Raw genomic sequence first — 25,328 nt, 5'->3', positions numbered from 1 at the left:
CCGTGTCTGTCGTGGACTCGGAAGACGTCTCAGGCGGACCCTCGTTCCGCCGGAATCGCGCTCCAGCGGGAGATGTGCGGAATAAACCGATCCTGGGACCAGATTCCGTTATACGCGTATATGATCAGCGATCTGCAGCTCGATCCATCGCTCGGCGGCCTGCAAATTGGCGAACAGCGGCGGCTTCGTGCTCTCGACGCCGTTGAAGCCGGCCTCCAGGCTCCACTGGCCCTTGGCGGGTCCGTGGCTCGGATCGTCGAGCCGGACGATGACCGCGACCAGGCGTCCGTCGTGCAGCACGAGCCGGCCGTCCTCGTCGGCGGAGTCGGTCGCGACCTTGATCTCTCGGAACTCCATCACGCGCGTCCTTCGGATGACTCGTCACGGTCTTTGCGGAAGTGGAGATAGGAAGGGTCGAAGTCGGCGAAGGTCTTGAGCGCCGCGACGTCGGGGATCGCGATCTCGCGGTTGGTCTGGTGGATCAGCCCCGCGCTGCGCAGCTTCTGGAGCGCGCGGTTGACCGACACCGTGGTGAGGCCGACCGTGTCGCCAAGCTCCGCCTGCGACAGCTCCAGCCGGAAGCTGTCGCGCGTGGCCTCGCCCACGGCCTGCAGCCGCACGAGCAGCTCGCAGAGGATGTGCGCCACCCGGACGCTCGGCGTGCGGCGGCCCATGTTGACGAGCCACTCCCGCAGGATCGAGGCGTTCACCAGCTCCGACCACCACAGCGCGCGGGCGAGGGCGGGCCGCGAGGTCAGCATCAGGATGTGCTCTTCGCTCAGCTCCGCGATCCGGCAGGCGGTGCGCGCCGCCATGCCGTGGTCCATCCGGTCCAGCAGGAAGCCATAGAGGTCGCAGAAGTCGCCGGGCACGAGATAGCCGATGATCTGGCGCTTGCCGTCCGCCAGGGTTTTGTAGCGGTAGCCGTGACCCTCGATGATGACGTGCACGGCGTCGGTGCGCTCGCCTTCGCGGACGATGTCGTCGCCCGCCTTCAGCGGCCTCCCGCGCCCCACCACGGCGTGCAGCAGCGCCCTGTCGTCGTCGGGGAGGGGATGTAGCGCCTCGAGCTTGCCGAGGATGGCGGCGGACATGCGGTGGCTCCTGAACGCGGCGGTGGGTCCACGTCGCTGCGACATAGGGCGCCGCCGGGGCGTCGGTAGCCGTCGCCGCTGACCGATCGTTCGCGCCCCGAGGGCTCGGGCCGAACGCCGTGGCGGCGGCTTCGACGCATCTGCTCGCGTGCTGAACAATTGATTGACAAGGTTGCAGCCGACTTCCTACCGTCGTCGAATAAATCGTGGCCGTGCGAGCCGCCGCGACGGGCATCGCCAGAAGGCGAGCCTGGATCTGGGAACGGAAACATTCTGGGGAGGGTGGCAGACATGCGTCGCCACGCGCTGAAGACCTTTGCCGCGAGCCTGGCGCTCATCGTCGCTCTGCCGTTCGCCGGCGCGGCCCATGCCGCCTATCCCGATCGACCCATCCAGCTGCTGGTGCCCTGGGGCGCCGGCGGCGGAACCGACGCGGTGGCGCGCATCGTGGGCTCGCTGCTGGAGAAGGAGCTCGGCCAGCCGGTCAACGTGATCAACCGCACCGGCGGCTCCGGCGTCGTCGGCCACAGCGCGATCGCGAGCGCGACGCCCGACGGGTACACGATCGGCATCGCCACCGTCGAGATCGGCATGATGCACTGGCAGGGGCTGACCAAGCTCACTCCGGCCGACTTCACCCCGCTCGCCCTGATGAACCACGACATCGCGGGCCTGCAGGTCGCCGCCGACGCGCCTTACAAGGATGCGCCCGCGCTGATCGAGGCGATCAAGGCGAACCCCGGCAAGCTCAAGGCGTCCGGCACCGGACAGGGCGGCATCTGGCACCTCGCCATGGCGGCGCTGCTCTCGAAGCTCAAGATCGACCCCGCCGCCGTGCCGTGGGTGCCGTCCAACGGCGCCGCGCCCGGCTTGCAGGATCTCGTCGCCGGCGGCGTGGCGATCGTGCCGTGCTCGCTGCCCGAAGCGCGCTCGCTGCTGGACGCCGGCCGCGTGCGAAGCCTCGCGGTCATGGGCGCCGAGCGCAACCCGGCCTATCCGAACATCCCGACGCTGAAGGAAAGCGGCCTCGACGTGGTGTGGGACATGGGCGCCTGGCGCGGCATCGTCGGTCCGAAGGGCCTGCCGGACGACGCCCAGAAGGTGCTGATTACAGCGCTGCAGAAGATCTACGAGAGCAAGGACTACAAGGAGTTCATGGCCGCCCGCGGCTTCGGCGCGGTCTGGGCTCCGGGACCCGAGTTCGGGACCTTCATGGCGAAGGGCGACGCCGATCTCGGCGCCGTCATGAAGCAGGTCGGCCTCGCGCGCTGACCCCCGCCCGTCAGGCGTGGCGTTTCATTTGGACCGGTCGGGCTTCGGGGAAAGAGCCATGCGCGTGAACGACGCCGTGACGGGGGCGATCCTCGTGGTGCTCGGGTCTGCGGTGACGCTGCAGTCCCGCGGCTTCCCCGATGTTCCCGGCCAGCAATACGGCGCCGCGGTGTTTCCGACGGTCATCGCGCTGGCGTTGGTCGGCTGCGGCGCGGTGCTGATCGCGCAGGGCCTCCGGCGGCGCCCCGCGCCGGCCGAAGCGCCCCCGCCGGGGGAGGAGCGGGCCGACTGGACGCGCTCGGGGCGCGCCTGGTTCAACCTGCTGGCCTGCCTCGCGCTCGTGGTCGGCTACGTCCTGCTCGCCCCGGTCATCGGCTTTCTCGCCGCGATGACGATCCTGACCGCGCTGGTCTGTCTGCTGCTTGGCGTCCGCTGGTGGATCGCGCTGGCCGTCGGGCTCGCCGCCGCGATCGTGATCCATCAAGGCTTCACGGTCCTGCTCCGGGTGCCGCTGCCGCGCGGCGTCATCATTCCGTTCTGAGGGCGTCCCGATGCAAGCGATCGAAGCCGCCTTCGGGCTCGTGTTCCAGTGGAACGTGCTGCTCGTCATCGGCGGCGCGGCCATGTTCGGTCTGTTCGTGGGCGCGATCCCCGGCCTCACCGCGACCATGGCGATCGCGCTTCTGGTGCCGGTGACCTTCTTCATGGACCCCGTGCCGGCGGTCGGCGCCATGATCTCGTGCTCGGCCATGGCGATCTTCGCCGGCGACATCCCGGGCACGCTGCTCCGGATTCCCGGCACGCCGGCATCCGCCGCCTACACCTCCGAAGCCTACGCCATGACGAAGAAGGGCGAGGGCGAGATCGCGCTCGGCGCCAACCTGCTGTTCTCCGCGCTCGGCGGCCTGTTCGGCACTCTGGTGCTGATCGTGGCGGCGCCGTCGCTGGCCGAACTCGCGCTCAAGTTCTCGTCCTTCGAATACTTCTGGCTGGCGCTGCTCGGCCTCACCTGCGCGGTGTTCATCGGCGCGGATTCGGCGGTCAAGGGCCTGGTCAGCCTGTTCCTCGGTCTGCTGATCTCGACCATCGGCCTCAACAACCCGGCGGGCGTGCCGCGGTTCACCTTCGACAACGTCGACCTCACCGGCGGGATCGACTTCATCCCGGCGATGATCGGCCTGTTCGCGGTGTCCGAGGTGCTGCGCTGCATGGTCCACGGGGCCAAGGACCTGCCTCTTCCGCAGACCTCGGTCGGCAACCTGTTCGCCGGGTGGGGACGGATGTTCGTCACCTACTGGCGGCAGCAGATCCGCGGCAACGTCATGGGCACGGCGATCGGCGCGCTGCCGGGCGCGGGCGCGGACATCGCGGCCTGGGTGTCCTACGCCACCTCCCGCAAGTTCTCCAAGACGCCGGAAAAGTTCGGAACCGGCCATGTGGAGGGCATCATCGAAAGCACCTCGGCGAACAACGCCGCGCTCGCGGGCGCGTGGGTGCCGGCGCTGGTGTTCGGCATTCCGGGCGACTCGATCACGGCGGTCGTCATCGGCGTGCTCTACGTGAAGGGGCTCAATCCCGGTCCGACGATCTTCCTGAACAGCCCCGAAATCATCTACGCCGTGTTCCTGATCTTCATCCTGGCGAACATCGCGATGATCCCGCTCGGCTGGGCGGCGATCAAGGGCGCGAAGCAGATCCTGCGGGCGCCCCGCAACATTCTGATGCCGCTGATCCTGGCGTTCTGCATCGTCGGCGCTTTCGCCACCAACAACTCGGCCTTCGGCGTGGTGATCATGCTGGTCTTCGGCGTGATCGGCTTCCTCATGGAGGAAAACGACATACCGATCGCGCCGTGCATCCTCGGGATCGTGCTCGGGCCGCTGCTGGAAGAGAACTTCGTCACGTCGATGATCAAGGCGGACGGCGACTTCCTGGCGTTCTTCGAACGCCCGATCGCGGCCACGGCGGGCGTCGCGACGCTCTTGATCTGGTTCCTTCCGCCCCTGCTCAGGCTCCGCCGCCGGCGCGCGACGAACGGCCCGGCCGCCATCGGCTGATCTTACAAAAGCTCGGCCGGCGTCGAGGAACCGACGGTTGTGGCGGCAAAGGGACTGCGGCTCCCGTCGACGGGAGAAACTCAGGCGATCTCGTCCGCGATGTTCCTCACGCAGTCGAGGAGCGCGGACACGATCAGCTGCGGAGGCTGCTCTTCGAAGCGGTACCGCGGCAGGCTGACGCTGACGCAGCCCGCCGGTCTGCCGTCGCGTCCGGCGATCGCGGCGCCGTAGCAGCAGATGTCGAGTTCGTTCTCCTGCAGGTCCAGCGCATAGCCGCGCGCCCGCGTCGCCTCGACGTCCGCCATCAGGGCGGCGCGCTCCGTGAAGGTGTGGGCGGTCCGCGCCGTCAGCGTCAGGCGCGCCGTCGCGCAATCCTCGGGGGACAGGGCCGCAAGCCAGGCCTTGCCGACCGAACTCGAATGCAGCGCGACGCGCGTTCCGATCCGAGACGCCATCCGCACGTTGCGGCGGGACTCGAGCTTTTCGATGTAGACCATCTCGGAGCCGCTCGGGATCGCAAGGTGCACGGTCTCGTCCAGAGCGTCGCGCAAGGCGACCAGATGCTCCTGGGCGGCCCGGCGCAGGTCCGAGCGGTCCCAGCTTCGGAACGCCAGGCTGATCAGTCGGGGCCCCAAAGCGAGGCGGCCGGTGCGGGGCTCCTCGATCGCAAGCCCCTCCGCCACCAGCGCGGCGACGATGCGGTGCGCGGTCGGACGGGGAAAGCCTGTCTGTCTGGCGAGCGAGGCCACGGTCAGCTCGCCCGGCGCGTCCGCGATCGCCTGCACCGCCCGCATGAACTTGCCGAACGCGGCGGCGCCGGGCACGTCGGTCCGGTCGTGCGGGGCGGGCGTCTGCGGCGCGGTCTCCATGGCCTCGTCTCTTAAGCGGTGAGGTAGCCGCCATCCACCGGCAGAATGACGCCGGTGACGAAGGCCGCGGCGGGACTTGCGAGGAACACGACGCCTTCCGCCACGTCGGCGGGGGCGCCCCAGCGGCCGAGCGGCGTCCGGGAGAGGATCGCGCCGGCGCGGGCCGTGTCGTCCTGCAACGCCTGCGTCAGCGGCGTCGCGATCCAGCCGGGCGCGACCGCATTCACGCGGATCCCCTCGGGGGCGTAGGCGATCGCCAGCGACTTGGTCAGCTGCATCACGCCGCCCTTGCTGGCGCTGTAGGCGGGGGCGAGCCCCGCCCCGAAGAAGCTCAGCATTGAGGCCATGTTGACGATCGACCCCTTGCTCGCCGCGAGCCGGGGCCGGGCCAGCGCGCAGAACCGCATCGTCCCCGTCAGGTTGATCGCGATTACCTGCTCGAACACCTCCGGATCGTGCTCGGCCGCGCGGCGGATCACGCCGGCGCAGTTGACCAGCACATCGAGCCGGTCGAGCCCGTCCACGAAGGCCGCCACGCCCGCGGCGTCGGTGACGTCGAGCTCCTGCGCGGTCAGGTCGAGACCGGGGCTCGCCGCGACCCCGCTCGCGCCGAAGCCGACGACGCGGACGCTCGCGCCGAGCGCGGCCAGCGCCTCCGCCACGCCGAGGCCGATCCCGGACGTTCCGCCCGTGACCACGGCGACCTTGCCGGCGAACAGGTCCGCCGCCCAGGCGCTCCGCGGCGCGGTCATGCCGACGCCTCCGCGGCAGCGACGCCGGGCAGGGGCTTCCGCACCAACACGAGGTAGGCCACGGCCGCGACGCCCGCGACGACGGCGCTCGCCAGCAGGGCGTTGACGTAGCTGTCGGTGGTCTGGACGATCCAGCCGGTGATCACGGGCGCGAACGAGCCGGCGAAGTAACCGCCGAAGTTCTGGATGCTCCCGAGCGACGCCACCTGCCGCTGGGGCGAGATCACGCTCACCATCATCCAGCAGGCCGCGCTCGCCATGTTGATGAAGAACATCGCGAAGCACAGGAACACGACCGCCATGGCGACGCTCGGCGTGAAGGCTGCGGGCACGGTGAAGGCGGCGCCGCCGAGCAGGCCGACGCAGACCGGCCACTTGCGGCTCGCGATCAGGCCCGCGCCGGCGCGGTAGAGCCGATCGGCGATCTGGCCGGCGCAGAGCATGCCGACGGTGCCGAACAGGTAGGGGATCGCCACCACCCAGCCGGTGCGCGCCACCGACAGGCCGCGCTCGTGCTCGAGGTAGCTCGGCAGCCAGGTGAGGTAGAGCCAGACCATGTAGATCACGCCCATGAACCCGAAGATCATGCCCCAGGTGGCGGCGTGTCCGAACAGGCCGCGCCATTCCCGGAACGTGAGCGAGCGGTTGACGCCGCCCATGTCCACGCCCTCTTCGAGATGCGCGGTCTCTTCCCGGGTGAGCTCCACCTCGGCTCGGTTGCGGTAAAGCAGATACCAGCCGACGGCGACGACGACGCCCACGAGGCCGGTGATGATGAACATCCAGCGCCAGCCGAAGGCGAGCATCATCGCGGTGAGCACCGGCGGCGCGATGCAGGGCCCGATGGTGGAGGCGCCGACGAAGATTCCGGTCGGCGTGCCGCGGTCGCGCACGTTGAACCACTCGCTCACCACCTTCGCGCCCGCCGGGAACTGCGGCGCCTCGCCGACGCCGAGGACGGCGCGGGCGACGAGGAACTGGTGGAAGCTGCCGACGAGGCCGCACACGATCTGCGCCAGCGACCAGAAGAACATGCCGGCCCCCAGCATGATGCGCGAGCCGAAGCGGTCGAGCAGCGCGCCGATCGGCAATTGCGCGAAGGCGTAGGACAGCGAAAAGGCCGACAGCAGCAGCCCCATCTCGGTCGGCGTTAGGCCCATCTCCTCGCGGATCGCGGTGTTCGCGATCGAGAGCGAGCTGCGGTCGAGGTAGTTGATGACGCCCGCGACCGTCAGGAACGCCACGGCGATCCACTGGATGCGAACGAGCCGGGCGGTTTTTCCGGCGGGCGACGCTTGGCCCCCGGACGAGATCGTGGCCTCGGTCATGTCGGCGTTTCCTCAGGTTCTTGTTGATTGAAGGCTGGACGTCAGTAGGTCGCCCGTCCGCCGGAGAGGTCGAACACCGCTCCGGTGTTGAAGCTGCAGCTGTCGGAGGCGAGCCAGAGCGCGAGCGCCGCGACCTCCTCCGGTTCCCCGAGCCGCTTCAGCGGGCTCTTGCCGATCATCGTCTCGACGTGCGCCGGGCTCATCTGGTCGAGCAGCGGCGTCCTTACCGCGGCGGGCGCGATCGCGTTGACGAGGACGCCCGAGCCCGCAAGCTCCTTGCCGAGCGACTTGACGAGCGCGAGCACGCCCGCCTTCGCCGCGCTGTAGGCCGAAGCGTTCGGCGTGCCCTCCTTGCCGGCGAGCGAGCCGATCGCGACGATGCGCCCATAGCCGGCCTCGACCATGCCGGGGACCACCGCGCGGCAGGCGTGGAACGCGCCGTGCAGGTTGACGTCCAGGATCCGCCGCCACTCCTCGAGGGGATAGTCGACCAGCGGAACCGTCACGCCGGCGTAGCCCGCGTTGTTCACGAGGACGTCGATCCGCCCGCACCGCGAGAGCGTCTCGTTCGCCGCCTGCGCGACGGCCGCGGCGTCGGTCACGTCGACGGCGACGCCGTCAGGCGTGGGCGTCCGGTCCCAGACGACCGTCGTCGCGCCGGCGGTCCTGAACGCGTCGGCGATCGCCGCCCCGATGCCCTGCGCGCCGCCGGTGACGACCGCGACGCGGCCGGCGAAGTCGTAGGCTGCGCGGGAGGTCATCTCACCGGATGAACTGGTCGACATAGTCCGCGCCGAGCCCGACCTCGCCGTAGTGCTTCCGGCACAGCTCGATCTTGGTGAAGACGTCCTCGTAGCCGGTGGTCGCGCCCCAGGGATCGACGTAGTTCATCGAGCCGGTCACCTGGAACAGGGTGATCATCTCCTCGACGCCTTCGTCGACCACCAGAGTGTGGGTCTCTCCCGGCGGCTCGAACACGTAGCCGCCCTCGGTCGCCTCCCAGTCGTGCTCGAGGTAGCGCCAGCGGCCTTTCAGCACGAAGCCGTGGACGGGACCGGGATGGCGGTGGCGGCTGAGCACGCCCGACTTGCGGACGCGGAGGAGATTGACCCAGTAGCCCTGCGAGCGGTTGAGGCAGAGCGGGCGGAACCAGACGTTCACGCCCTGCGGGACCCAGATGCGCTCGTCGTCCGGAATGGCGCTCGGCACCACGAGGTCCGGGATCATGCCGAGCGGCTGCGGCTTCTGGAACGGCATCCGCCGCAGCGTCTCCGGATCGATCGGCTCCGACGCGGCGGCGGCGTTGAGGTTGGTCATGCGCGGCTCATTGTTCACAATGTGGACAAATAGTCCATTATGTGAATACTTTGCGCGCCCGCACCGGTTGTCAATTGCTTCGTTTCTGAGCGCCGTCGCCGGACCGCCGCTTGCGGCGTCCGGACCCTAGAGGTCGAGCGTGACCGAGACGCGCGCGCGCGACACGCAGGGCGCGATCCTGTCCTGGCGGTCCGCGACGGAGATCACCGCGTCGCGGTGAATCACCACCCCGTCCCGATAGCCGCAGACGCAGGACCCGCAGACGCCGAGCTCGCACGAGGACGGCATCGTCACGCCGTGGTCGCGCAGGACCTCGAGCAGGGAGCGGTCGGCCGGGACGTGCAGCGTCGCGCCCGTCGAGGCGAGTTTCGCCTCGAACGGCTCCGGCTTGAAGTTCTCGTCGAGCGTCGCCTGGAAGGCCTCGGCGTGGATGGAGGTCTCGGGCCAGCCGAGCGCGTCCGCGGCGTCGCGCACGGCGTCGAGCAGCCGCTGCGGGCCGCAGACGTAGAGGCAGGCGCCCTCGCAATAGGGGCCGACCGCGCGCGGATCGAAGCGCCGGCCCTCGGCCGAGAACCATGTCGACAGGCGGTCGCCGCAGGCCGCCGACAGCTCCGCGAGCAGCGGCGCGTCGGCCGCGCTCCGCGCGCAGAAATGCACGGCGACGTCCGCGCCTTCGGCCGCAAGGCTATGGGCCATGGGAAGCCCCGGCGTCACGCCGATGCCGCCGAGCACGAACACATGACGCGCGGCCTCGCGGATCGGGAAGTTGTTGCGAGGGGCGGAGACATGCGCGACCGCGCCCTCGACCAGCGCGTCATGGGCCCATCGGGAGGCTCCCCGACCGGCGTCCTCGCGCTTGATCGCGATCTGGTACGTCCGCCGATCCTGTGGGTCGCCGCAGAGCGAGTACTGCCGGATCCTGCCGTCGGGGAGCCGGAGGTCGACGTGCGCGCCCGGCTCCCAGGCCGGCAGCTCGGGGCGGCTCGCATGGACGAGCGTGAGATGCAGGACCCCCGGGGTCGCGAGCCGCGCGGCCTCGACCCGGAGCTTCATGACGACGCGGGCTGTCATGCGCCGTCGTCGTCCAGCAGCTCGATCGCGTCGCCGGGACGGATCACGCCGCCGCGCTCGATCCCGCAGTTCAGGCCGGAGCGGTTGTAGAGCGGCAGATAGACCTGCAGCCCGAGCAGCTCCTCGAGATACTTGCAGGGAAAGTTCAGCCGGCCCCCGCGCAGGATCACGTCGCCCACCCGGAACCGGCGGCCGACGAGGTGATTGAGCGGGACCCCGCGGACGGTGAGGTTCCGCCGGTGGTCGCCGGGCGCGAGAGCGATCGGGCCGCCCTGCAGCGGCGGGTCGTTGCGCGCCAGCGCGTCGAGCGCCTCCTGCTCGATCAGCGTGACCTCGCGCGTGTCGGGTTTCGGCGAGTAGGTGCCGGATCCCTCGTAGTAGCGATCGCCGACGATGCCGCGGCCAGCCACGCATTGCGCCTCCTGAAGCTCCTCCATCTCGTAGCTCGCGCCGGGCGCCACGTGGATGTGCAGCAGCACGCCCTTGAAGCCCGTGGCGCCGCCGGCGACGTGGCGGGCGATCGATCCCGCGGCGTGCGCGAAGGCTTCGACCATCGCCAGAGCGGGGCCGGGGGCCGGGCTTCCGCCGAGCGCATCCTGAGGCGTGTCGTCGTCTCTCATTGGTCGTCTCCCTGCGGCCGTCGTAAGGCCGCTTCGATCTTCCAGACGTCGGCGGCTCCCGCACGTGTCCGGGAGCCGGAGGTTCGTCGTCGACCTCAGTCGATCTTCGCGCCCGCGGTTTCTGGCGCGCGCAGCGTGGCCGTCAACGTGATCAGCGCAAGCGCGATGAGGTAGACGGAGATCGGCCAGGTCGAGCCGCTCCAGGCGAGGAGGGCGGCCGCGATCATGGGCGTGAAGCCGCCGCTCAGCGCCGCGCCGACCTGGAAGCCGAGCGAGGCGCCGGTGTAGCGCAGCCGCGCGTCGAACAGCTCCGACATCCACGCCGCGCCGATCGCGAACATCACGCCCTGGCCCAGGCTGAGGGCGATCGCGACCGTGAGCGCGATGATCGTCGGGTCGCCGGTGTCGAGCAGCAGGAACAGCGGGAAGGCGAAGCCGATCGAGAACAGGCAGGCCAGGACGAACATCGGCTTCCGCCCGTAGCGGTCGGCCAGCATGCCGAACAGCGGCAGGGTGAAGAGCTCGATGATCGCCGCGATCAGGATGCCGTTCAGGATGACGCTGCGCGGCAGGCCGAGCTTGGTGGTGACGTAGGAGATCGAGAAGACGGTGACGATGCTGACATAGGCGATCTCCGAGACCTTGAGACCCACAGCCTTGGCGAAGGTGCGGGTGTGCTGGGTCAGGATCTCGACGATCGGCATTTTCGCGACGACGTTGCGCTGCTTCACCTGCTGGAAGGCTGGCGTCTCGTTGAGGCGAAGCCGAATGAACAGCCCGACGCCGACGAGGACGGCGCTCGCCAGGAACGGAATGCGCCAGCCCCAGGACAGGAAGTCCTCGTCCGACATCAGCCCCGCAAGCCTGAAGGCCCCGATCGACGTGATCACGCCGAGCGGGTAGCCCAGCTGCACGATGGCTCCATAGAAGCCGCGCTTTTTGTCAGGCACGCTCTCCACGACCATCAGAACCGCGCCGCCCCACTCGCCGCCGATGCCGAGCCCCTGCGCGAGCCGCAGGACGACCAGCAGGATGGGCGCCCATATGCCGATCTGTTCGTAGGTCGGCAGGCAGCCGATCAGGAAAGTGCCGACGCCCATGATCAGCAGAGTCAGCGAGAGCATCGCCTTGCGGCCGAGCTTGTCGCCGAAATGGCCGAAGATCACGCCGCCGAGAGGGCGGGCCGCGAAGCCGACGGCGTAGGAGCCGAACGCCGCGATGGTGCCCACCACCGGATCGAAACTCGGGAAGAACAGCTTGTTGAAGACGAGCGCGGCCGCCGTTCCGTAGATCAGGAAGTCGTACCACTCGACCGTGGTGCCGATCACGCTCGACCAGACGATCTTGCGACGCTCGGCGCTTGGAAGCTTTTCTCCGGCGGAAACCGCCGTCACCTGTGAGATGTCCGCCGCAACTGTCATCATGAACCCCCGTTGGGTTGTGGAGACGTCGTCGATTGCAGGCTGGCCGGTCGTCGCTCGCGTCAGGCCCTCGGCCTGGTAGTGAGGCGCGGCGCGAAGGCCGCAGGCGACCGCGCCGCCCGGCCAGCTGGCCGGGAGGTCAGATCCGCGCGTCGAGCGCTGCGGAAAATCAGTCGGCGGGCAGAGCCGCGACGCAGCCGACCTCGACCTTGATGGCCGGATCGGCGAGGCGGCTTTCGACGCACGCCCGCGCCGGCGCGGCGCCGGGCGCGACCCAGGCGTCCCACACGGTGTTGAAGGCCCCGAAATCGCCGATCGCCGGAAGCCAGACCATGACGCTCAGGATGCGGCTCTTGTCGGTCCCGGCCTCGGCGAGGATGGCGTCGATCTTGGCGAGCACCTGCCGGGTCTGGTCGACGACGTCGACGCTCAGATCGTCCGGCACCTGGCCGGAGAGGTAGACGAGACCGCCATGGACGGTCGCGGCGGAGAGACGGGGTCCGCTCCCGATGCGGCGGATCACGAACGGCGCTTTCGGCCGGCGGACGCCAGGCAGGCGGCCGATCGATGCGGCCGTCGTCGGCCGGCATGATTTCTGCTCGTGCGGAACGGGGCCATCGCCGCCGCCGAGGTCGCGCCCAAGTGGTCGCGACAAGAGATTGAGCGCGCCATGCTGCTCTCCCTTGAAGGCGCGACCAGCCATCGCGGGTCGCTCAGGGATCGAAACATGTTTACTTTGGGAAATCAAAAGGGACTCTTCCCAGCATTTTGCCCGTTCTGCGCGTGCCTTGGGCGCCGTCTGTGAGAAGCGCGGACATGGCGCCGCATCAGTCTCCATTTGCAGGGTGTTTCCCGCCGTTCGGCGCCTGAAATAATTGCATTAAAAAATCGCGCCCCGTATGTTTTCTGACAGAACGCTCTTGCCTGCGGCAGGGGATCGAGCCCGCGGGCGCGCCTCGGACGAGGCGGTCCGCGTCCGCTCAAAGATCGCCGGCGTGCTACGGACGTCGTCCGAGGCGACTGGACGACGATCGGAGGACTGGTGCTGCAAACGGCCGAAAGCGACCGCCTGGGTCCAAATCTGCGCGCGCTGCGGCAGGAGAGAGGGCTGACCCTCGATCGGCTGGCCGGCATGAGCGAGCTGACGCGCGGGTATCTTTCGCTGGTGGAGCGAGGCCTGAAGACGCCCTCGATCACGGCTCTGTTGCGGGTCGCCCGGGCCCTCGATGTCAACATCGCCCAGCTGTTCGACCTCAACGCCGCGCCGAACGTCCGCTACACGCTCCAGCGCGCGGGCGACCACGACACGACGGACCGCAGCTTCGGCCTCACGCCGCTCGCGCCGGGCCGGGCGAGCAAGATGATGGAGCCCTTCCTCATGCGCCCCGCCCATTCCCCCGGCGCGATCGGCGGGCCGCGCTGGGCGCATGGCGGCGAAGAGATGATCTTCGTGGTCTCGGGACGTGTCGCCGTGAAGCTCGGCGGCGAAGAGATCCTGATGGGCCGAGGCGATTGCCTCTACTTTTCTGGCGAGGAGCGGCACGAGGTGCGCAGCCTCGGCGAGGAGCAGGCCGAAGTGCTTGTCGTGATCGCCGCCGCGGCCGGATGACGTCTTGACGTCGTCGGGCCTCTGGTGGGCGCGATGCGCCGGTTCCCGCGCCGCGCCGTCGTGGACCGCGGCTGCAGCGGAGACTGCGGGGCGCCGACCTCGGCCCTGCGCTTTGCGCCAAGTGCGGGACGGTTTGACGGCGGGCGGTCTTCGAACCTAATCGAGGGGCGCGACGACGAGCGCTGGCGCGCAACGCGCGCTGAACCCGAGAGGCTGCCATGATCCCCTGGATCCATCTGGACACGGCGCAGGCGCCGGGCGGCGGCGGCGTGCTGAAGCTCGCGCGGCGGGGAGACGAGTTCTCGATCCGCATCGGTCAGATCGAGCTGATGAACAGCCGCCTCAGCGGGTCGGAGAAGGCGCTGGCGACGCTCGCCTGCGAACGGATCAGGGACCGGGTGCGCCCGCGCGTGCTGATCGGCGGCCTCGGCATGGGCTTCACGCTCGGCGCGGCGCTGGGCGCGCTGCCGGCCGGGGCGTCGGTCGTGGTGGCGGAGCTGGTTCCGGCGGTCGTCGCCTGGGCGCGCGGGCCGATGTCGGAGATCTTCGGGACCAGCCTCGGCGATCCCAGGGTCACGATCGTGCAGGACGACGTCGCCGCCGTGATGCGCGCGGATCGGGGCGGCTACGACGCGATCCTGCTCGACGTCGACAATGGGCCGGAGGCCCTGACGCAGGCGTCGAACGACGGGCTCTACGGCCTCGAGGGCCTGGGGGACGCCCGCGCGGCTTTGAAGGGGGGCGGCGTGCTGGCGGTGTGGTCGCAGGGGCCGGACAAGTCGTTCGGCGCGCGGCTGTTCAAATCGGGCTTCAAGGTCGAGGGGCATCGCGTCCGCGCGCACCGCGCCGGCAAGGGCGGCCGTCATGTGATCTGGCTCGCGATGAAGGCCCAGGCCGGCCCGCCCGGCGCGGGAAAGCCGAAGCCCCGCGCGAGGCCGTCGCGAGCCGGCGGGCGGCCGTCTGCGTTTTAGGCCACGGCGCGCCCAGCGCCAGAAACCTCTCCTGCTTTTTAAATCCGAGGCGGCGCGACGGGCGCGCCGCCTCGGACTGGTCAGTTCGACAGCGAGACTTCGACGAGATTGTCGGAGAACGTCGGCGAATGCCCCATGTCGCCGAACTGGTGCGATGAGATCGAGTTGACCGTGCCGTCGTTGAGCTGGCGCCAGTAGCCGAGCGTCGCCACCACGATCCCGGACGTGACGTCGTCGGTGATGCGCGCCACGCCCTTGAAGGCGCCGCGGTCGTTGGCGACCGTGACGCGGGCGCCCTCGACGATGCCGCGCGCGTCGGCGTCCGCGCGGCTGATCATCACGAACTGCTCGCCCTGGGTGTGCTGCTTGTCCGCCATATTGGCGTAGCAGGAGTTCAGGAAGGCGTGGCTCTTCGGGCTCACGATGTTGAGCGGGAAGCGCTTCGCGAGTTCGGGATCGGCGGTCGCGCTCTCGCGCGCCCCGACATAGTCCGGCAGCGGGTCGAGGTCCTCGCCGGGCTGGAAGTCGAGGTACATCTGCCTGAACGGCGGGGCCACGAAGTTCTTGGCGCCCTCGACCTTGAACTCGCACTTGCCCGAGGGCGTGGGGAAGTTGCCGTCCCTGTGCGGGGCCCGGTCGTCCGGCGTGCCGACCTTCAGCCGGGCGAAGCCGTGCGTGCGCATGTAGTCGAGGTCGACGCCCTCGCAGGCCGGCGACGACCAGTCGACGTAGTGCTCGAGGCACTCGCTGTCCGACCACTTGAAGTTCTCTTCCTCGAAGCCGAGCCGGGCCGCGAGACGGCGGAAGATCTCGTTGTTCGGGATCGCCTCGCCGGGGCTGTCGGCGCACTTGGTGTTGTAGGTGAGATAAAGATGGCCCCAGGAGAGGATCATGTCCTCCATCTCGGCGCCCATCGACGCCGGCAGCAGGATGTCGGCGTAGGACGCAGTGTCGGAAATGAAGTGTTCGGCCGAGACCAGGAACAGGTCCTCGCGCATCAGGCCTTCGACGATCTTGTCGGTCTCCGGCGCCTGGGTCACGGGGTTCGAGTTCCAGCACATCATCGACATGATCGGAGGACCGTCCGACAGCCCCTCGCCGAGCAGCGCGCGGCCGATGTGGAGGTTCGAGACGACGCGGGTGCCCTCGGGGATCAGGTCCGGGCGGCACATCACGTCGAACTTGTAGGGGTGCTCCCAGACCGGGAACTGCGTGACGCCGCCGCCGACGTGGCGCCATGCGCCGGTGAGCGCCGGGATCGAGCTCACCGCCCGGATGGTCTGGCCGCCGCCGTAATGCCGCTCGAGCGCGACGCCCATGCGGATCGCCGCCGGCTGCGCGGTCGCGAGTTCGCGCGCGAGCGTGCGGATGTCTTCCGCCGAAACGCCGGTGATCTCCGCCGCCCATTCCGGCGTCCGGGAGGCCGCGCGCTCCTTCAGCTCGTCGTAGCCGAGCGTGTGGTTGTCGACATAGTCCTGGTCGACCAGCCCCTGCGCGATGATCGAGTTGATCAGCGCCATGGCGAGCGCGCCGTCGGTGCCGGGCTTCGGAGCGATGTGCCAGTCCGCGGCCTTCGCGGTTCGCGAGGCGTAGCTGTCGATTACGACGACCTTCGCGCCGAGCTTCTGCGCGTCCTTCACGATCGCCCAGTGGTGCAGGTTGGTGCTGACCGAGTTGCAGGCCCAGATCACGATGTACTTTGAGTGGATGTAGCTCTCGGGATCGAGGCCGGCCGTCGGTCCGACGGTGAGCAGCCACGCGGTGCAGGAGCCCTCGCCGCAGAAGGTGCGCTCCATGACGGTCGCGCCGAGACGGTTGAAGAAGGCGTCGCCGCCGTTCAGCCCGTGCACGAGCCCCTGGTTGCCGAGATAGCTGTAGGGCGCGATCGCCTGCGGGCCGTATTCCTCGATGATCGCGGTCCAGCGGGCGACGATGGTGTCGAGCGCCTCATCCCACGTGATCCGCTCGAACTGCCTGGAGCCCTTCGGGCCGACCCGCTTCATCGGGTAGAGCAGGCGGTCGGGGTGGTAGTGGCGCTCCTCGTAGTTCTTGAGTTTTACGCAGAGCGTCCCACGGGTCATAGGGTGCTCAGGGTTTCCCCTGACGCCGAGCAGCTTGTTGTCCTGCACCTCGAAGATCATCGAGCAGGTGTCCGGACAGTCGTGCGGACAGCCGCCATAGAACGTCAGCGATTTCACGTGGTCGTTCATGCCCGTCCCTCCGACGCCAGCGGACGCGCCTTTCGCCCGGGCGCTGGCGCGGCCCCCGTCGCATGACGCTTTCACACTAGAACAACTCGAATACTTGGATGGCGAAAGAGCCAAGAGTTGCGGATTGGATGGCGCCAAGGCGAGCCTCAGGGTCTTCGAGGTCGTCCATTGGCGCCATGGACAAGCCGTCGCTTGGCTTTCAAAGTTCGCGGCTAAGGGGCCCGTCGATGGCGCCAACGGTCCAGCGGGTCGCACGTGGAACTGACGCTCGCGCTGGACCATGGCTCCAGCAGATCCTTGCAGGCTCAGATCTTCGAGCAGGTGCGCGCGCTGATCCTCGACGGCCGGCTCCGTGCGGGCATGGCGCTCCCGCCGAGCCGGCTGCTCGCCGAGCGGTTCGGCATCTCGCGCAACACCGCGCTGATCGCCTACGAGCGGCTGATTTCGGAAGGCTATGCGGAGGCGCGGGGGACAGCGGGCGTCTACGTCACGTCCATCCCGCCCGACGCATTGATCCTGATCCGGAACGCACGCCGCCCCGACGCCAGCGGACCGACGCCGGAGGCCTCCAGCGAGCCGCTGCTCTGCTTCGCGGGGGCGCCCGGCGGCGGCGGCGATCGCCCCGCGCTCGACTTCTGGGTCGGCCGATCCGACGCCGCGTCGTTCCCGCTGAAGACCTGGCGGCGCATCGTCAACCGCCTCCTGAGCGGCGGAAGCGGCTATCTCACCGACTACGGCGATCCGGCGGGCCTGCCGGAGCTGCGCCGGGCGATCGCCGATCATCTCGGTCGGGCGCGCGGGATGACGGTGACCGAGGACCAGATCATCGTCACGGCGGGCGGCCAAGAGGCGCTCAACCTCGTCCTGAACCTGCTGCAGTCCCATACGCGCCAGCTATGCATCGAGAACCCCTGCTACCTCGGCGCCTCGATGCTCTTCAGCGGCGCGTCGCTTGCGATCCACCCGATCCCCGTGGACGAGGAGGGCATCCGGACCGATCGCCTGCCGACGGCGCGGGGCAGCCTCCTCTACGTCACGCCGTCGCACCAGTTTCCGACGGGCGTGCTGATGACGCTCGCGCGCCGCCTCGCGCTTTTGCGATGGGCGGAGGAGACCGACAGCTTCATCGTCGAGGACGATTACGACAGCGACTTCCGCTACGACGGCCCGCCGCTGACGTCGCTCGCCGGTCTCGACCGCAGCCGGCGCGTGTTCTACGCCGGGACGTTCTCGAAGTCGGTCGGCGCGGGGCTGCGCATCGGCTTCGCGGCGACGCCGCGGCTGATGTGGGACGACGCCAGGCTCCTGAAGGCGCGGATGAGCAACGGCCAGTCCTGGCTCGAGCAGGCGGCGCTCGCGGCCTTCATCAACGAGGGGCACTTCGACCGCCACCTGCGCAGGCTCCGCCAGGTGTACAAGCCCCGCCGCGACGCCCTCGTCGCCGCGCTGAACGAGCAGTTCGACGCTCCGAGGATTTCGGGCGCAGACAGCGGCCTCCACCTGGCGTGGCGCCTGCCTCGCGGGTTTCCGAGCGCGCGCGAGGTCCAGGTCCTGGCGCGGGAGGTGGGCGTCGGGGCCTACGCGCTCTCGAGCGGCGCGGCGTTCGACTTCACCGGGGAGGCCGCGGAGGACACGCTGGTGCTCGGCTACTCGTCGCTCGATGAACGCCAGATCGCCGCCGCGGTCTCGAAGCTTCGGCTCATGCTGTCGTCAACCGCAGCCTCCATCCCGCCTTTCCCCCAATCGTCGAGCGGTCCGAGATAGCGTTCGAGCCCGGCGACCAGCGCGCCGCGGCGAACCGAGCCCGCTTGCCCGGCCAGCATCGAGGACGTTGCGCGCCATCACGCCGTTGACGCGGACGTTCTCGGCCCTCCCACGCGCGACGCGGAGCTTTCGACAGGCCGCGCCGGGTCAGGCAGGCCGCCTCTCACACGAGGCAGTCGGCCAGCCCAAGGTCGAACAGTTCCAGGAAGGAGGCGGCGTACTCCGCAAAGAAGGCGAGCGGCGCTATGCGCGCCGCCGCGTTCAGACGCGGCTTGGCCTTGGCCTGCCTCAATCCCTGCTCGACCAGCCGGCGCGTGCGGTCGAACGCCGGATGTTGATAGCCGGCTTCATCAAGCGGCGACATAGGCCGACGCCTGGTCTGCGGCGCGACCAGTTCAAGCGCCTCATCGACTTCGGAGGAAGGGAACGCTCTTTGCTCAGGTTAGGCTGCTCGCCGAGGCGGCGACCATGGACCCGCCGTGAGGCGTCGGCCCTTCCGCAGGCGGATCATTGATGTCGTCGATTTTGATTATCGGCGACATTCGTTTGATCGATATGCCGCGAGGCACGATGTTGGTGACCAAGAGCCGCGGGTCGGTGCCCGAAGGCTTGGTGCAAAGAGGTCTTGGTCATGTCAAACCGCATCGTCGCCGCCGCGGCCGGCGCAGCTATCGCGACTTACGCGGCTGTCGCCGCGTCGCTGCTGGCGTTTCCATCTATCGCCGCCAGCAAGCCAGTCGCCTCATTCGCCGCGACAGAAGCCCGCCTCGACAGCTCCGATGCCGTGACCGGCCAAGTCCAGACGCAGGTCGCGGCCTCCACCGTCAATCGCGAGGAACGCGGCTGGGACGATACGAGCGATCGCGTTCCCGTGTGGATCAAGTTCGCGGGCGCCGCGCCCGCAGAACTCGGGCGGCGATAACCGAAGACGGGGCCGTCCAGCGGCCGTCGGGGCAGATCGGCAGTGTCTGACGGGGCCGTCCAGCGCCGCGCCAGTTGAGGATCCAGCTGTCGGCGGCGCCAGGCGCGGCGCCCGTCGCCGGGCTCGCCGAGACGGGAGGCCGCCACGCGCGAGAGACGGCTGGCGTCCCCTTCGTCGCCGGTGGTGTCGACGCGGCGGTCGGCGCGTCGACCACGAACGCCTTCGCGTCCGTGACCGGATAAGCGTCTGTTGGCGTGAACCCCGTCGCGCCCTGGAGGGCCGCGAGCCACTGTGATCGCTCATATCCGACCTTTGCTATGATCTGACAGCAGGCTATCGGCATCGCAAACACCAGCGCCACGACGAGCCTCGCCGATCACGAGGCTGGCGCGTTGTGCGGGACGACCGCGCCCGGACAGACGCGTTCTCTTAAGGCTCTGCAATAGCGCGGAAGTTTTGGCGCACCCGAGAGGATTCGAACCTCTGACCTCTGCCTTCGGAGAGCTTGTTCATCAGTATATCCTGACATCTGCGACGTCTGTAACGCGTTGAAAATTCAACATATGCTGTTATGATCGTCAACGCCGTCTCGGACATCTGTGTGGGACGTTGTGTGGGACGGGCGGGCCGTGGCGACGATTATCGATACTCCTTCGAAGCGGGCCAAGCTCGCGCCGCGGAGAAACCCGTACTGGCAAGGGATCTCCGGAGGACGAGGGGGCGTCTCCCTCGGCTATCGTCGCGCGGTCAAGGGTTTCGGAAGCTGGGTGGCGAAAGTCGTTTTGGACGGCCGACGTCTGGAGGAAGGCCTCGCCAGTGCGGACGACGATGGCGCGCCCGCCGAGGCGCTGACCTACCGCGCCGCGGTCGCGGCCGCTCTGGAGTGGAGCCGGCGGCAAACCGAAGCGCTCGAACGTCGCGGCGACGACGGAGCAGCGGAGCCGACGGTCGCCTCGGCGATCGCCGAGTACCTCGGTGCGCGAGAGCGGCAAACCGTGTCTGGAAAGATCGCGCGCGGTCGCATGACAAATCATATCCTCGCGGACGTCGCGTTTGCAGCCACGAAGCTGAGCCAGCTTCGTTCGTCAACGATCGAGGCCTGGCGCGGACGTCTGGCCGTGCGTGATGAGGACGATGAGCCGACGGCGGGACAGATGGCGCCGGCGACGCTCAACCGTCTGTTGACGGACCTGCGGGCCGCCTTGAACGCCGCCGCCGAACGCTATCGACGCGAACTCCCCGCGCATCTCCCGCTCGAGATCAAGGTCGGGACCCGCGCCATCTCGGTCCAGACCGTAGCTCGGAAGCAATTGCTGACCGACGACGAGGTGCGGCGCCTCGTGGACGCCGCGTTCGGCGTCGATGACGATTTCGGGATGCTGGTGATCGTCGCCGCCGCCACTGGCGCGCGGTTCTCGCAGATCGCCGCGCTCCGGGTTCGCGACGTCCAGGCTGCACGTGGAAGGGTGATGATGCCCGGCTCCCGTAAGGGGAGGTCGCGGTCGGCCAAGGCGGCCGTCGCCGTGCCGCTGTCCTCAGCCGTCCTGGCTCGCTTGGCGCCAGCGCTCGACGGCCGTCGCGGCGACGAGCCTCTTCTGACGCGATGGGCTTACAAGCGCGCTGAACGGCTGAAGTGGGAGCGAGATAGGCGCGTGCCCTGGAGAGCGGCTTACGAGATCGAGCGGCCTTGGTCGGCAACGGTCGCCGCGGCAGAGCTGCCCGGAACGATCATGTACGCGTTTCGCCACAGCTCCATTGTGCGCGGACTGGCTGCTGGGCTGCCGGTCCGCCTCGTCGCGGCGCTCCATGACACCAGCTCGGACATGATCGAAGCGCACTACGCAGCCCACATTGTCGACGCCACAGAAGAGCTTGCGAGGCGCGTCGCGCTCGTTGCTTGAAGATCGTGCGCCTTCTAGGATGTATGTCAGATGTATGTCGCTCGTGAGAAGACGAGTGTCTACAGATCCGTAATCGAGATTGACATAATCACCCCATTCGTAGCACATAGAGCCATCTAAGCCGCGCCCGTTAATTCTGATGGTCTGTCATTCTGCTGGTCTGCTTGAGCGGCTCTCAGCAACCGAAGCGGCTCTGCCGCTCTCTCGGCAGGATGACGAATGGCCCTCTCCATCTCTTCGCCCGTTCTCGCGCCTTTGCGGCCCGCGGATATCCCGTGGCGCGATCGTCCGCTCATGTCCGTTCAGGCCGCTGCCGCCATCATCGGCCTGTCGACCGCCAGCATCTACGGTTTCGCGGCTCAAGGTCGGCTCGAGCTGCGAAAGCTCGGCGGCCGAACGTTGGTCGCAACGCCGTCCCTGATCGCATTGGCGGAGGCGGCGGAGCCGTGGTCCGCGTCCACGCGGCACGTGAACGCTGTGGCGGGCCGCGCTTCGCGATCGAAGGCGGCCCGGGCTTGACCGATGTCCGACGACAGCGCGACGGCCGTGCTGGCGCGTGACCCGCGGTCGCTCCTGAGCCGCATCGTTCGCGTCACGTCCTATGTCGCCTCGATCGACGCCGGGTCTGGCCCCGAGAACGTGGGGCCGGCAGGACACGCCGAGGTCAAGGCGATCGAGACGCGGTGGCGCGAGCGAACGCGAGCTCGATACCTCGACCAAGGCGCCGACGAAGGGACGCTCGACGCTCTCCTGGACGGGAAGGCTGGCGGGCTGCTCGTCGACACGATGCGGCGGGATCTCTGCATGGGGAAGGCCGCCCCGACCGACAATGACGTGGTCCACCGCACGCTCGTCGGCGCCTTCGTGTGGAAGCGCGGGAGCCTGGGCACGGGTGCGACGGCCCTCACGAGCTGGTCGCCAAGCCTCGGCTCGGAAGCCAACGCGCGGGGGCGCCCCGCGGTCCTGAAACAGGTCCGCCGCGAGGTGATCAGGTTTCTGAAGCGGCGGCTTCGTGCCGACGGCGTGGACGTGGTCGAACAGGCGAGCCAATGGGCGCTCGACGTCGCGGTCGTGGCGGCAATGGCAATCTCCACCGTCGACACGATCAGCCGGAAGATTTTGCTCGGCGAGTTGCTCGACACCTACGAGATCCACAAGCGCGCCGCGCTTTCCGACGCACAGCTGCAGCTCGATATCGGCGTCGGGGTGGTCCGTCTCCTGCAGATCCGCGCCAACCTGCTGGCCGGCCGCTCTCCGTTCGCGCCGGCGGCGCCTAAGAGCGGCCCCACGCCTTCGCCGCTCGCGGCGGCGCGGGCCGTGCGTGGCCGCCCGCCGAAGACCAAACTCGCACCGAGGATCGCACGCCAGCTGGAGACCGCATGATCGGACCGACTGTGCGCGCCCCGGCAAACGCCAATCCCTGAAACGAAAAGCCGCCGCACCCGGACCAAGAGTGCGACGGCCAATTCAGAGCATCGACAATGCAGAGTATAGATCGTGCCCCTGATGTGGGCAATACGTCCGCCCCGCCGACAGACTTCAACGGCCGCGCGACGTTCGGCGACGGGCTTCTTGTCGCCTTCTCGATCGTCGAGGCCGACGAGCACTGTGTGCCGCCCGCGAAGACTTTCGGCGTCGTCGCCGGCGAGCCGCGCGTCGTTCAGCACGGACAGCAGCCGTCGCGCGGGACGATCCGCAGGGCGGCCCTCACCGGCTCGGCGACGCAGGCCCTCGAGCGGCTGGCGACCATTCTCCACAACATGCCCAGCCGCCAGGCGATCGCGTGCGCGCCGCCGCCGCCCGAGGAGCGCGACGTCTGGCGCTTCATTACGAAGCGGGATCTCGCCGCGCTCGGCGCAGAGGCCCCGGCCGACACGATCGCGCGGACGGCGGACTATCTGCGTCACGCCAGCGGGCCGGCGTTGATCGGCCTCGACGTGGACGCGAAGGGCTGGCCTGACGAGCTCCGCGACAAGGTCCGGGCCAACGGCGGTTTGCCGAAGGTGCTCGCGACCGTCGCGCCAGCTTTTGTTGGAGCCGCCTGTCTGCTGCGGGCTTCGTCATCGGCCGGCGTGCGCGTCGGCGACGACGGGATGCCGACGAGCGCCGAAGCCGGACAGCACCGCTTCCTGATCGCCGCGGATGGCGCGGACGCCGGACGGTTCATCGACGCCCTCTGCGCCCGCCTTGTGTTCGCAGGATACGGCTTTCCGTTCATCTCAAAAGCCGGCCACGTCGAGGTGCGGACGCTCGTCGATCGCGCGGCAACCGGCGAGCTCTCCCGACTGTGGTTCGAAGGCGCCGCGATCCTGGGAGACCGCGAGTTGCAGTTCGCGCCGGGCGTCCGGGATCCGAAGGTCATCGCCGGCGGCCTGCTAGACACGCGCGCCGTGCTCGATCTCGACGACGGCGAGGCCGAGCAGCTCGCCGCGATCGAGGCGGAGATAAAGCGCACCGCCGAGCCCCACGCCCGAGCCGTTCGTGAGCGCTGGCGCGAGAAGCGGATCGCCGAACTTGTCGCTACAGGAAAGTCCCGCGAGCTGGCTGCGAAGCTCGTCGGATCGCTGTCCGAGACGCACGTCCTGCTCGCCGATCATGAGCTGGTGTTCGACGACGGGTCGGTCGCGACGGTCCGTGAGGTTTACGACAACCGGAAGGTGTTCCACCGCATCACCATGCCGGACCCGCTTGAGCCCGAATACGGCCGCGGCGAGAACTTGGCGATCCTGTTCACCGACTGCAGCCCGCCGCGGATCCACAGCCAGGCGCACGGCGGCATCACCTACACGTTCGATCTGGCATCGGTGTTCTTCGAGACAGAGGAGGATCGCGCGAAGGCGGCACAGGCTGCACCAGCTGAGCGATTTGAACCGCTGTTTCCGGAAGGGCCGGCCGAGCCCGACGAGCGCTTTACGTTCACGCTGTTCGAGGAAGCCGCGGCGACCGCTCTCACGTCGTCAGCCCGACCGCTGATTAAAGGCCTGCTCGATCAGGGCGCGATGTCCGTGCTGTACGGCGAGAGCAACAGCGGCAAGACCTTCGTGGCGATGGACATCGCCTTCCATGTCGCCGCCGGCTTGTCCTGGTGCGGCTTGCGGACCGCGCGTGCTCCGATCGTCTATGTCGCCGCCGAAGGTGGCCAAGGTGCCCGCAAGCGCGCCGCGGCGCTGAAGGCGAAGTTCAGAAACGCCGACACCGGCGGCTTCCGCTACCTGTTGCACTCGGTGGATCTGCTGCACGAAGACGCCGATCTCAGGCCCCTGATCGCAGACCTCCGGCGCGTCGCACCGGTCGGTTTGATTGTGATCGATACGTTCTCCCGGGCCATGGCCGGCGGCGACGAGAATACGTCAACCGACATGGGTGCGATGGTGAAGCACCTGGACGCGATCCGGGCGGCCACCAGCGCGCATCTGATGGTCGTGCACCACACGGGCAAAGACAAAGCCAAGGGCGCCCGCGGACACACGCTGCTGCGTGCGGCGACCGACACTGAGATCGAGATTGACGACCAACGGCTGACGGTCACCAAGCAGCGCGACCTGGACAAGTCGTTTGCCGCGGCGTTCTCGCTCGATGTCGTCACTCTTGGCGTGGACGCCGACGGCGACCCCGTGACGTCCTGTACTGTGAGATGGACAGCCGCGGCCCCGCCCGCTCCGAAGCGGAGCGCGGCGAACGATCAGAACGAGAAGATCGCGATCGCCGTGCTGGAGGCGCTCGGCACGAACCGGACGGCGGTGCTTGGAGATCTCTGGAACGAGATCGGAAGAAAGCTCGCGGACGCCGGCATCTGCAAAGCGGCGAGCCGGAACCGGATCACCGATCTCGTGAAGGTCGCTCTCGCCGGCGAGGGCGTCTCGCTCGAATACGATGGGCGACCGATCCGGCTTCATGTCCGACAGGACGGAACTAGCCGCACCGCCGGCTGGATTATCGAGGTCGAGCAACGGACATCCTGTCCGATTGAGGCGGCCGCGTCGCATAGCGATGGGCTTCACCAGCTTCACCAGGGGTCCGTTTTCGGATGACCGTCGAGGCTGCTTCACCGTCTTCACCGGCTTCACCAAAAAGGGCGCCGGTGAAGCCTTCCAAGGTTGATCTTCTTGAGGTTGAGGCCGGTTCGATCCTGCTTCACCGCCTTCACCGC

At 68.7% G+C, this 25,328-nt stretch carries 24 protein-coding genes; 11 read left to right on the top strand and 13 right to left on the bottom strand.

Translation table 11 applies throughout. The features are described 5' to 3' along the window. Nucleotides 1-108: 108 nt before the first annotated feature. Together JOD31_RS08650 and JOD31_RS08645 are read right to left on the bottom strand one after the other, a co-directional pair. Nucleotides 109-357: a hypothetical protein gene (locus tag JOD31_RS08650; protein WP_204949936.1), complete on the bottom strand. Its 249-nt coding sequence runs from the start codon at nt 355-357 to the stop codon at nt 109-111. Next, nucleotides 357-1,094 (bottom strand): Crp/Fnr family transcriptional regulator, encoded by a 738-nt coding sequence (locus JOD31_RS08645; RefSeq protein ID WP_204949935.1) that lies wholly within the window; start codon nt 1,092-1,094, stop codon nt 357-359. The genes JOD31_RS08650 and JOD31_RS08645 overlap by 1 nt, the downstream gene beginning before the upstream one ends. A 291-nt stretch (nt 1,095-1,385) precedes the next feature. Here JOD31_RS08645 and JOD31_RS08640 point away from each other — a divergent pair, with 291 nt between their 5' ends. The 3 genes from JOD31_RS08640 (at nt 1,386) to JOD31_RS08630 (ending at nt 4,423) form a co-directional block, all read left to right on the top strand. Beyond that, nucleotides 1,386-2,366 (top strand): Bug family tripartite tricarboxylate transporter substrate binding protein, encoded by a 981-nt coding sequence (locus JOD31_RS08640; protein WP_204949934.1) that lies wholly within the window; start codon nt 1,386-1,388, stop codon nt 2,364-2,366. A gap of 64 nt (nt 2,367-2,430) precedes the next feature. Beyond that, entirely contained in the window at nt 2,431-2,907 is a 477-nt protein-coding gene (locus JOD31_RS08635) for a tripartite tricarboxylate transporter TctB family protein (RefSeq protein WP_204949933.1), read from the top strand. Nucleotides 2,908-2,917: 10 nt separating this feature from the next. Then, complete coding sequence (locus JOD31_RS08630; protein ID WP_204949932.1) at nt 2,918-4,423, top strand: tripartite tricarboxylate transporter permease; 1,506 nt, start codon at nt 2,918-2,920, stop codon at nt 4,421-4,423. Between the two features lie 80 nt (nt 4,424-4,503). On the opposite strand, the gene JOD31_RS08625 is transcribed toward JOD31_RS08630, so the two are convergent. From JOD31_RS08625 to JOD31_RS08585, 9 genes are all read right to left on the bottom strand, one after another. Next, nucleotides 4,504-5,292 carry an IclR family transcriptional regulator gene (locus JOD31_RS08625; RefSeq protein WP_204949931.1) on the bottom strand — a complete coding sequence of 263 codons (789 nt, stop codon included), beginning with the start codon at nt 5,290-5,292 and terminating at the stop codon, nt 4,504-4,506. A gap of 11 nt (nt 5,293-5,303) precedes the next feature. Continuing rightward, nucleotides 5,304-6,044: an SDR family NAD(P)-dependent oxidoreductase gene (locus JOD31_RS08620; protein ID WP_204949930.1), complete on the bottom strand. Its 741-nt coding sequence runs from the start codon at nt 6,042-6,044 to the stop codon at nt 5,304-5,306. Continuing rightward, on the bottom strand, nt 6,041-7,372 hold the full coding sequence (locus JOD31_RS08615; protein ID WP_204949929.1) for an MFS transporter: 1,332 nt from the start codon (nt 7,370-7,372) through the stop codon (nt 6,041-6,043). The genes JOD31_RS08620 and JOD31_RS08615 overlap by 4 nt, the downstream gene beginning before the upstream one ends. Nucleotides 7,373-7,413: 41 nt before the next feature. Next, a complete protein-coding gene (locus JOD31_RS08610; RefSeq protein ID WP_246482398.1) occupies nt 7,414-8,157 on the bottom strand; it encodes an SDR family NAD(P)-dependent oxidoreductase in 744 nt (247 codons plus the stop codon). Then, on the bottom strand, nt 8,135-8,689 hold the full coding sequence (locus tag JOD31_RS08605) for a 2,4'-dihydroxyacetophenone dioxygenase family protein (RefSeq protein WP_204949928.1): 555 nt from the start codon (nt 8,687-8,689) through the stop codon (nt 8,135-8,137). Before JOD31_RS08605 ends, JOD31_RS08610 begins: the two co-directional genes overlap by 23 nt. Before the next feature lie 126 nt (nt 8,690-8,815). Beyond that, nucleotides 8,816-9,760, bottom strand: coding sequence for a PDR/VanB family oxidoreductase (locus JOD31_RS08600; RefSeq protein WP_204949927.1), 945 nt, complete (start codon nt 9,758-9,760; stop codon nt 8,816-8,818). Next, nucleotides 9,757-10,314, bottom strand: coding sequence for an MOSC domain-containing protein (locus tag JOD31_RS08595; RefSeq protein WP_204950419.1), 558 nt, complete (start codon nt 10,312-10,314; stop codon nt 9,757-9,759). The genes JOD31_RS08600 and JOD31_RS08595 overlap by 4 nt, the downstream gene beginning before the upstream one ends. A gap of 161 nt (nt 10,315-10,475) precedes the next feature. Then, nucleotides 10,476-11,801 (bottom strand): MFS transporter, encoded by a 1,326-nt coding sequence (locus tag JOD31_RS08590; RefSeq protein ID WP_204949926.1) that lies wholly within the window; start codon nt 11,799-11,801, stop codon nt 10,476-10,478. A 169-nt stretch (nt 11,802-11,970) separates the two neighbouring features. Next, nucleotides 11,971-12,324, bottom strand: a complete 354-nt coding sequence (locus tag JOD31_RS08585) for a RidA family protein (protein WP_204949925.1) — start codon at nt 12,322-12,324, stop codon at nt 11,971-11,973. Between the two features lie 519 nt (nt 12,325-12,843). Between JOD31_RS08585 and JOD31_RS08580 the strand changes: the two genes are divergently transcribed. Together JOD31_RS08580 and JOD31_RS08575 are read left to right on the top strand one after the other, a co-directional pair. Then, a complete protein-coding gene (locus JOD31_RS08580) occupies nt 12,844-13,410 on the top strand; it encodes a helix-turn-helix domain-containing protein (protein ID WP_204949924.1) in 567 nt (188 codons plus the stop codon). Nucleotides 13,411-13,628: 218 nt separating this feature from the next. Beyond that, nucleotides 13,629-14,381, top strand: a complete 753-nt coding sequence (locus JOD31_RS08575; protein ID WP_204949923.1) for a spermidine synthase — start codon at nt 13,629-13,631, stop codon at nt 14,379-14,381. Between the two features lie 80 nt (nt 14,382-14,461). Here JOD31_RS08575 and JOD31_RS08570 read toward each other — a convergent pair whose 3' ends face one another. After that, nucleotides 14,462-16,591 (bottom strand): molybdopterin-containing oxidoreductase family protein, encoded by a 2,130-nt coding sequence (locus JOD31_RS08570; protein ID WP_204949922.1) that lies wholly within the window; start codon nt 16,589-16,591, stop codon nt 14,462-14,464. 255 nt (nt 16,592-16,846) lie between these two features. Between JOD31_RS08570 and pdxR the strand changes: the two genes are divergently transcribed. Beyond that, the gene (pdxR, locus tag JOD31_RS08565; protein WP_204949921.1) at nt 16,847-18,355 is read left to right on the top strand and encodes a MocR-like pyridoxine biosynthesis transcription factor PdxR; all 1,509 of its coding nucleotides are present in this window, start codon (nt 16,847-16,849) and stop codon (nt 18,353-18,355) included. 163 nt (nt 18,356-18,518) lie between these two features. Here the strand turns inward: pdxR and JOD31_RS08560 are convergent, their stop codons facing one another. Then, nucleotides 18,519-18,719, bottom strand: coding sequence for a hypothetical protein (locus JOD31_RS08560; protein WP_204949920.1), 201 nt, complete (start codon nt 18,717-18,719; stop codon nt 18,519-18,521). A 267-nt stretch (nt 18,720-18,986) separates the two neighbouring features. Here JOD31_RS08560 and JOD31_RS08555 point away from each other — a divergent pair, with 267 nt between their 5' ends. The 5 genes from JOD31_RS08555 (at nt 18,987) to JOD31_RS08535 (ending at nt 25,209) form a co-directional block, all read left to right on the top strand. Continuing rightward, the gene (locus JOD31_RS08555) at nt 18,987-19,277 is read left to right on the top strand and encodes a hypothetical protein (protein ID WP_204949919.1); all 291 of its coding nucleotides are present in this window, start codon (nt 18,987-18,989) and stop codon (nt 19,275-19,277) included. Nucleotides 19,278-19,906: 629 nt separating this feature from the next. Next, nucleotides 19,907-21,178: a tyrosine-type recombinase/integrase gene (locus JOD31_RS08550; RefSeq protein WP_271206113.1), complete on the top strand. Its 1,272-nt coding sequence runs from the start codon at nt 19,907-19,909 to the stop codon at nt 21,176-21,178. A 219-nt stretch (nt 21,179-21,397) separates the two neighbouring features. Then, nucleotides 21,398-21,697, top strand: a complete 300-nt coding sequence (locus JOD31_RS08545; protein WP_204949918.1) for a MerR family transcriptional regulator — start codon at nt 21,398-21,400, stop codon at nt 21,695-21,697. Between the two features lie 3 nt (nt 21,698-21,700). Then, nucleotides 21,701-22,561, top strand: coding sequence for a hypothetical protein (locus JOD31_RS08540; protein WP_204949917.1), 861 nt, complete (start codon nt 21,701-21,703; stop codon nt 22,559-22,561). Nucleotides 22,562-22,659: 98 nt separating this feature from the next. Then, nucleotides 22,660-25,209 (top strand): AAA family ATPase, encoded by a 2,550-nt coding sequence (locus JOD31_RS08535; protein ID WP_204949916.1) that lies wholly within the window; start codon nt 22,660-22,662, stop codon nt 25,207-25,209. Nucleotides 25,210-25,328: the final 119 nt, after the last annotated feature.

Origin of the sequence: Methylopila capsulata (assembly GCF_016907975.1) — a bacterium.
In the GTDB taxonomy this organism is placed as follows: Bacteria; Pseudomonadota; Alphaproteobacteria; order Rhizobiales; family Methylopilaceae; genus Methylopila; species Methylopila capsulata.
Note: the sequence above shows the minus strand (reverse complement) of the source record. Positions and strands in the feature narration are given on the sequence as shown.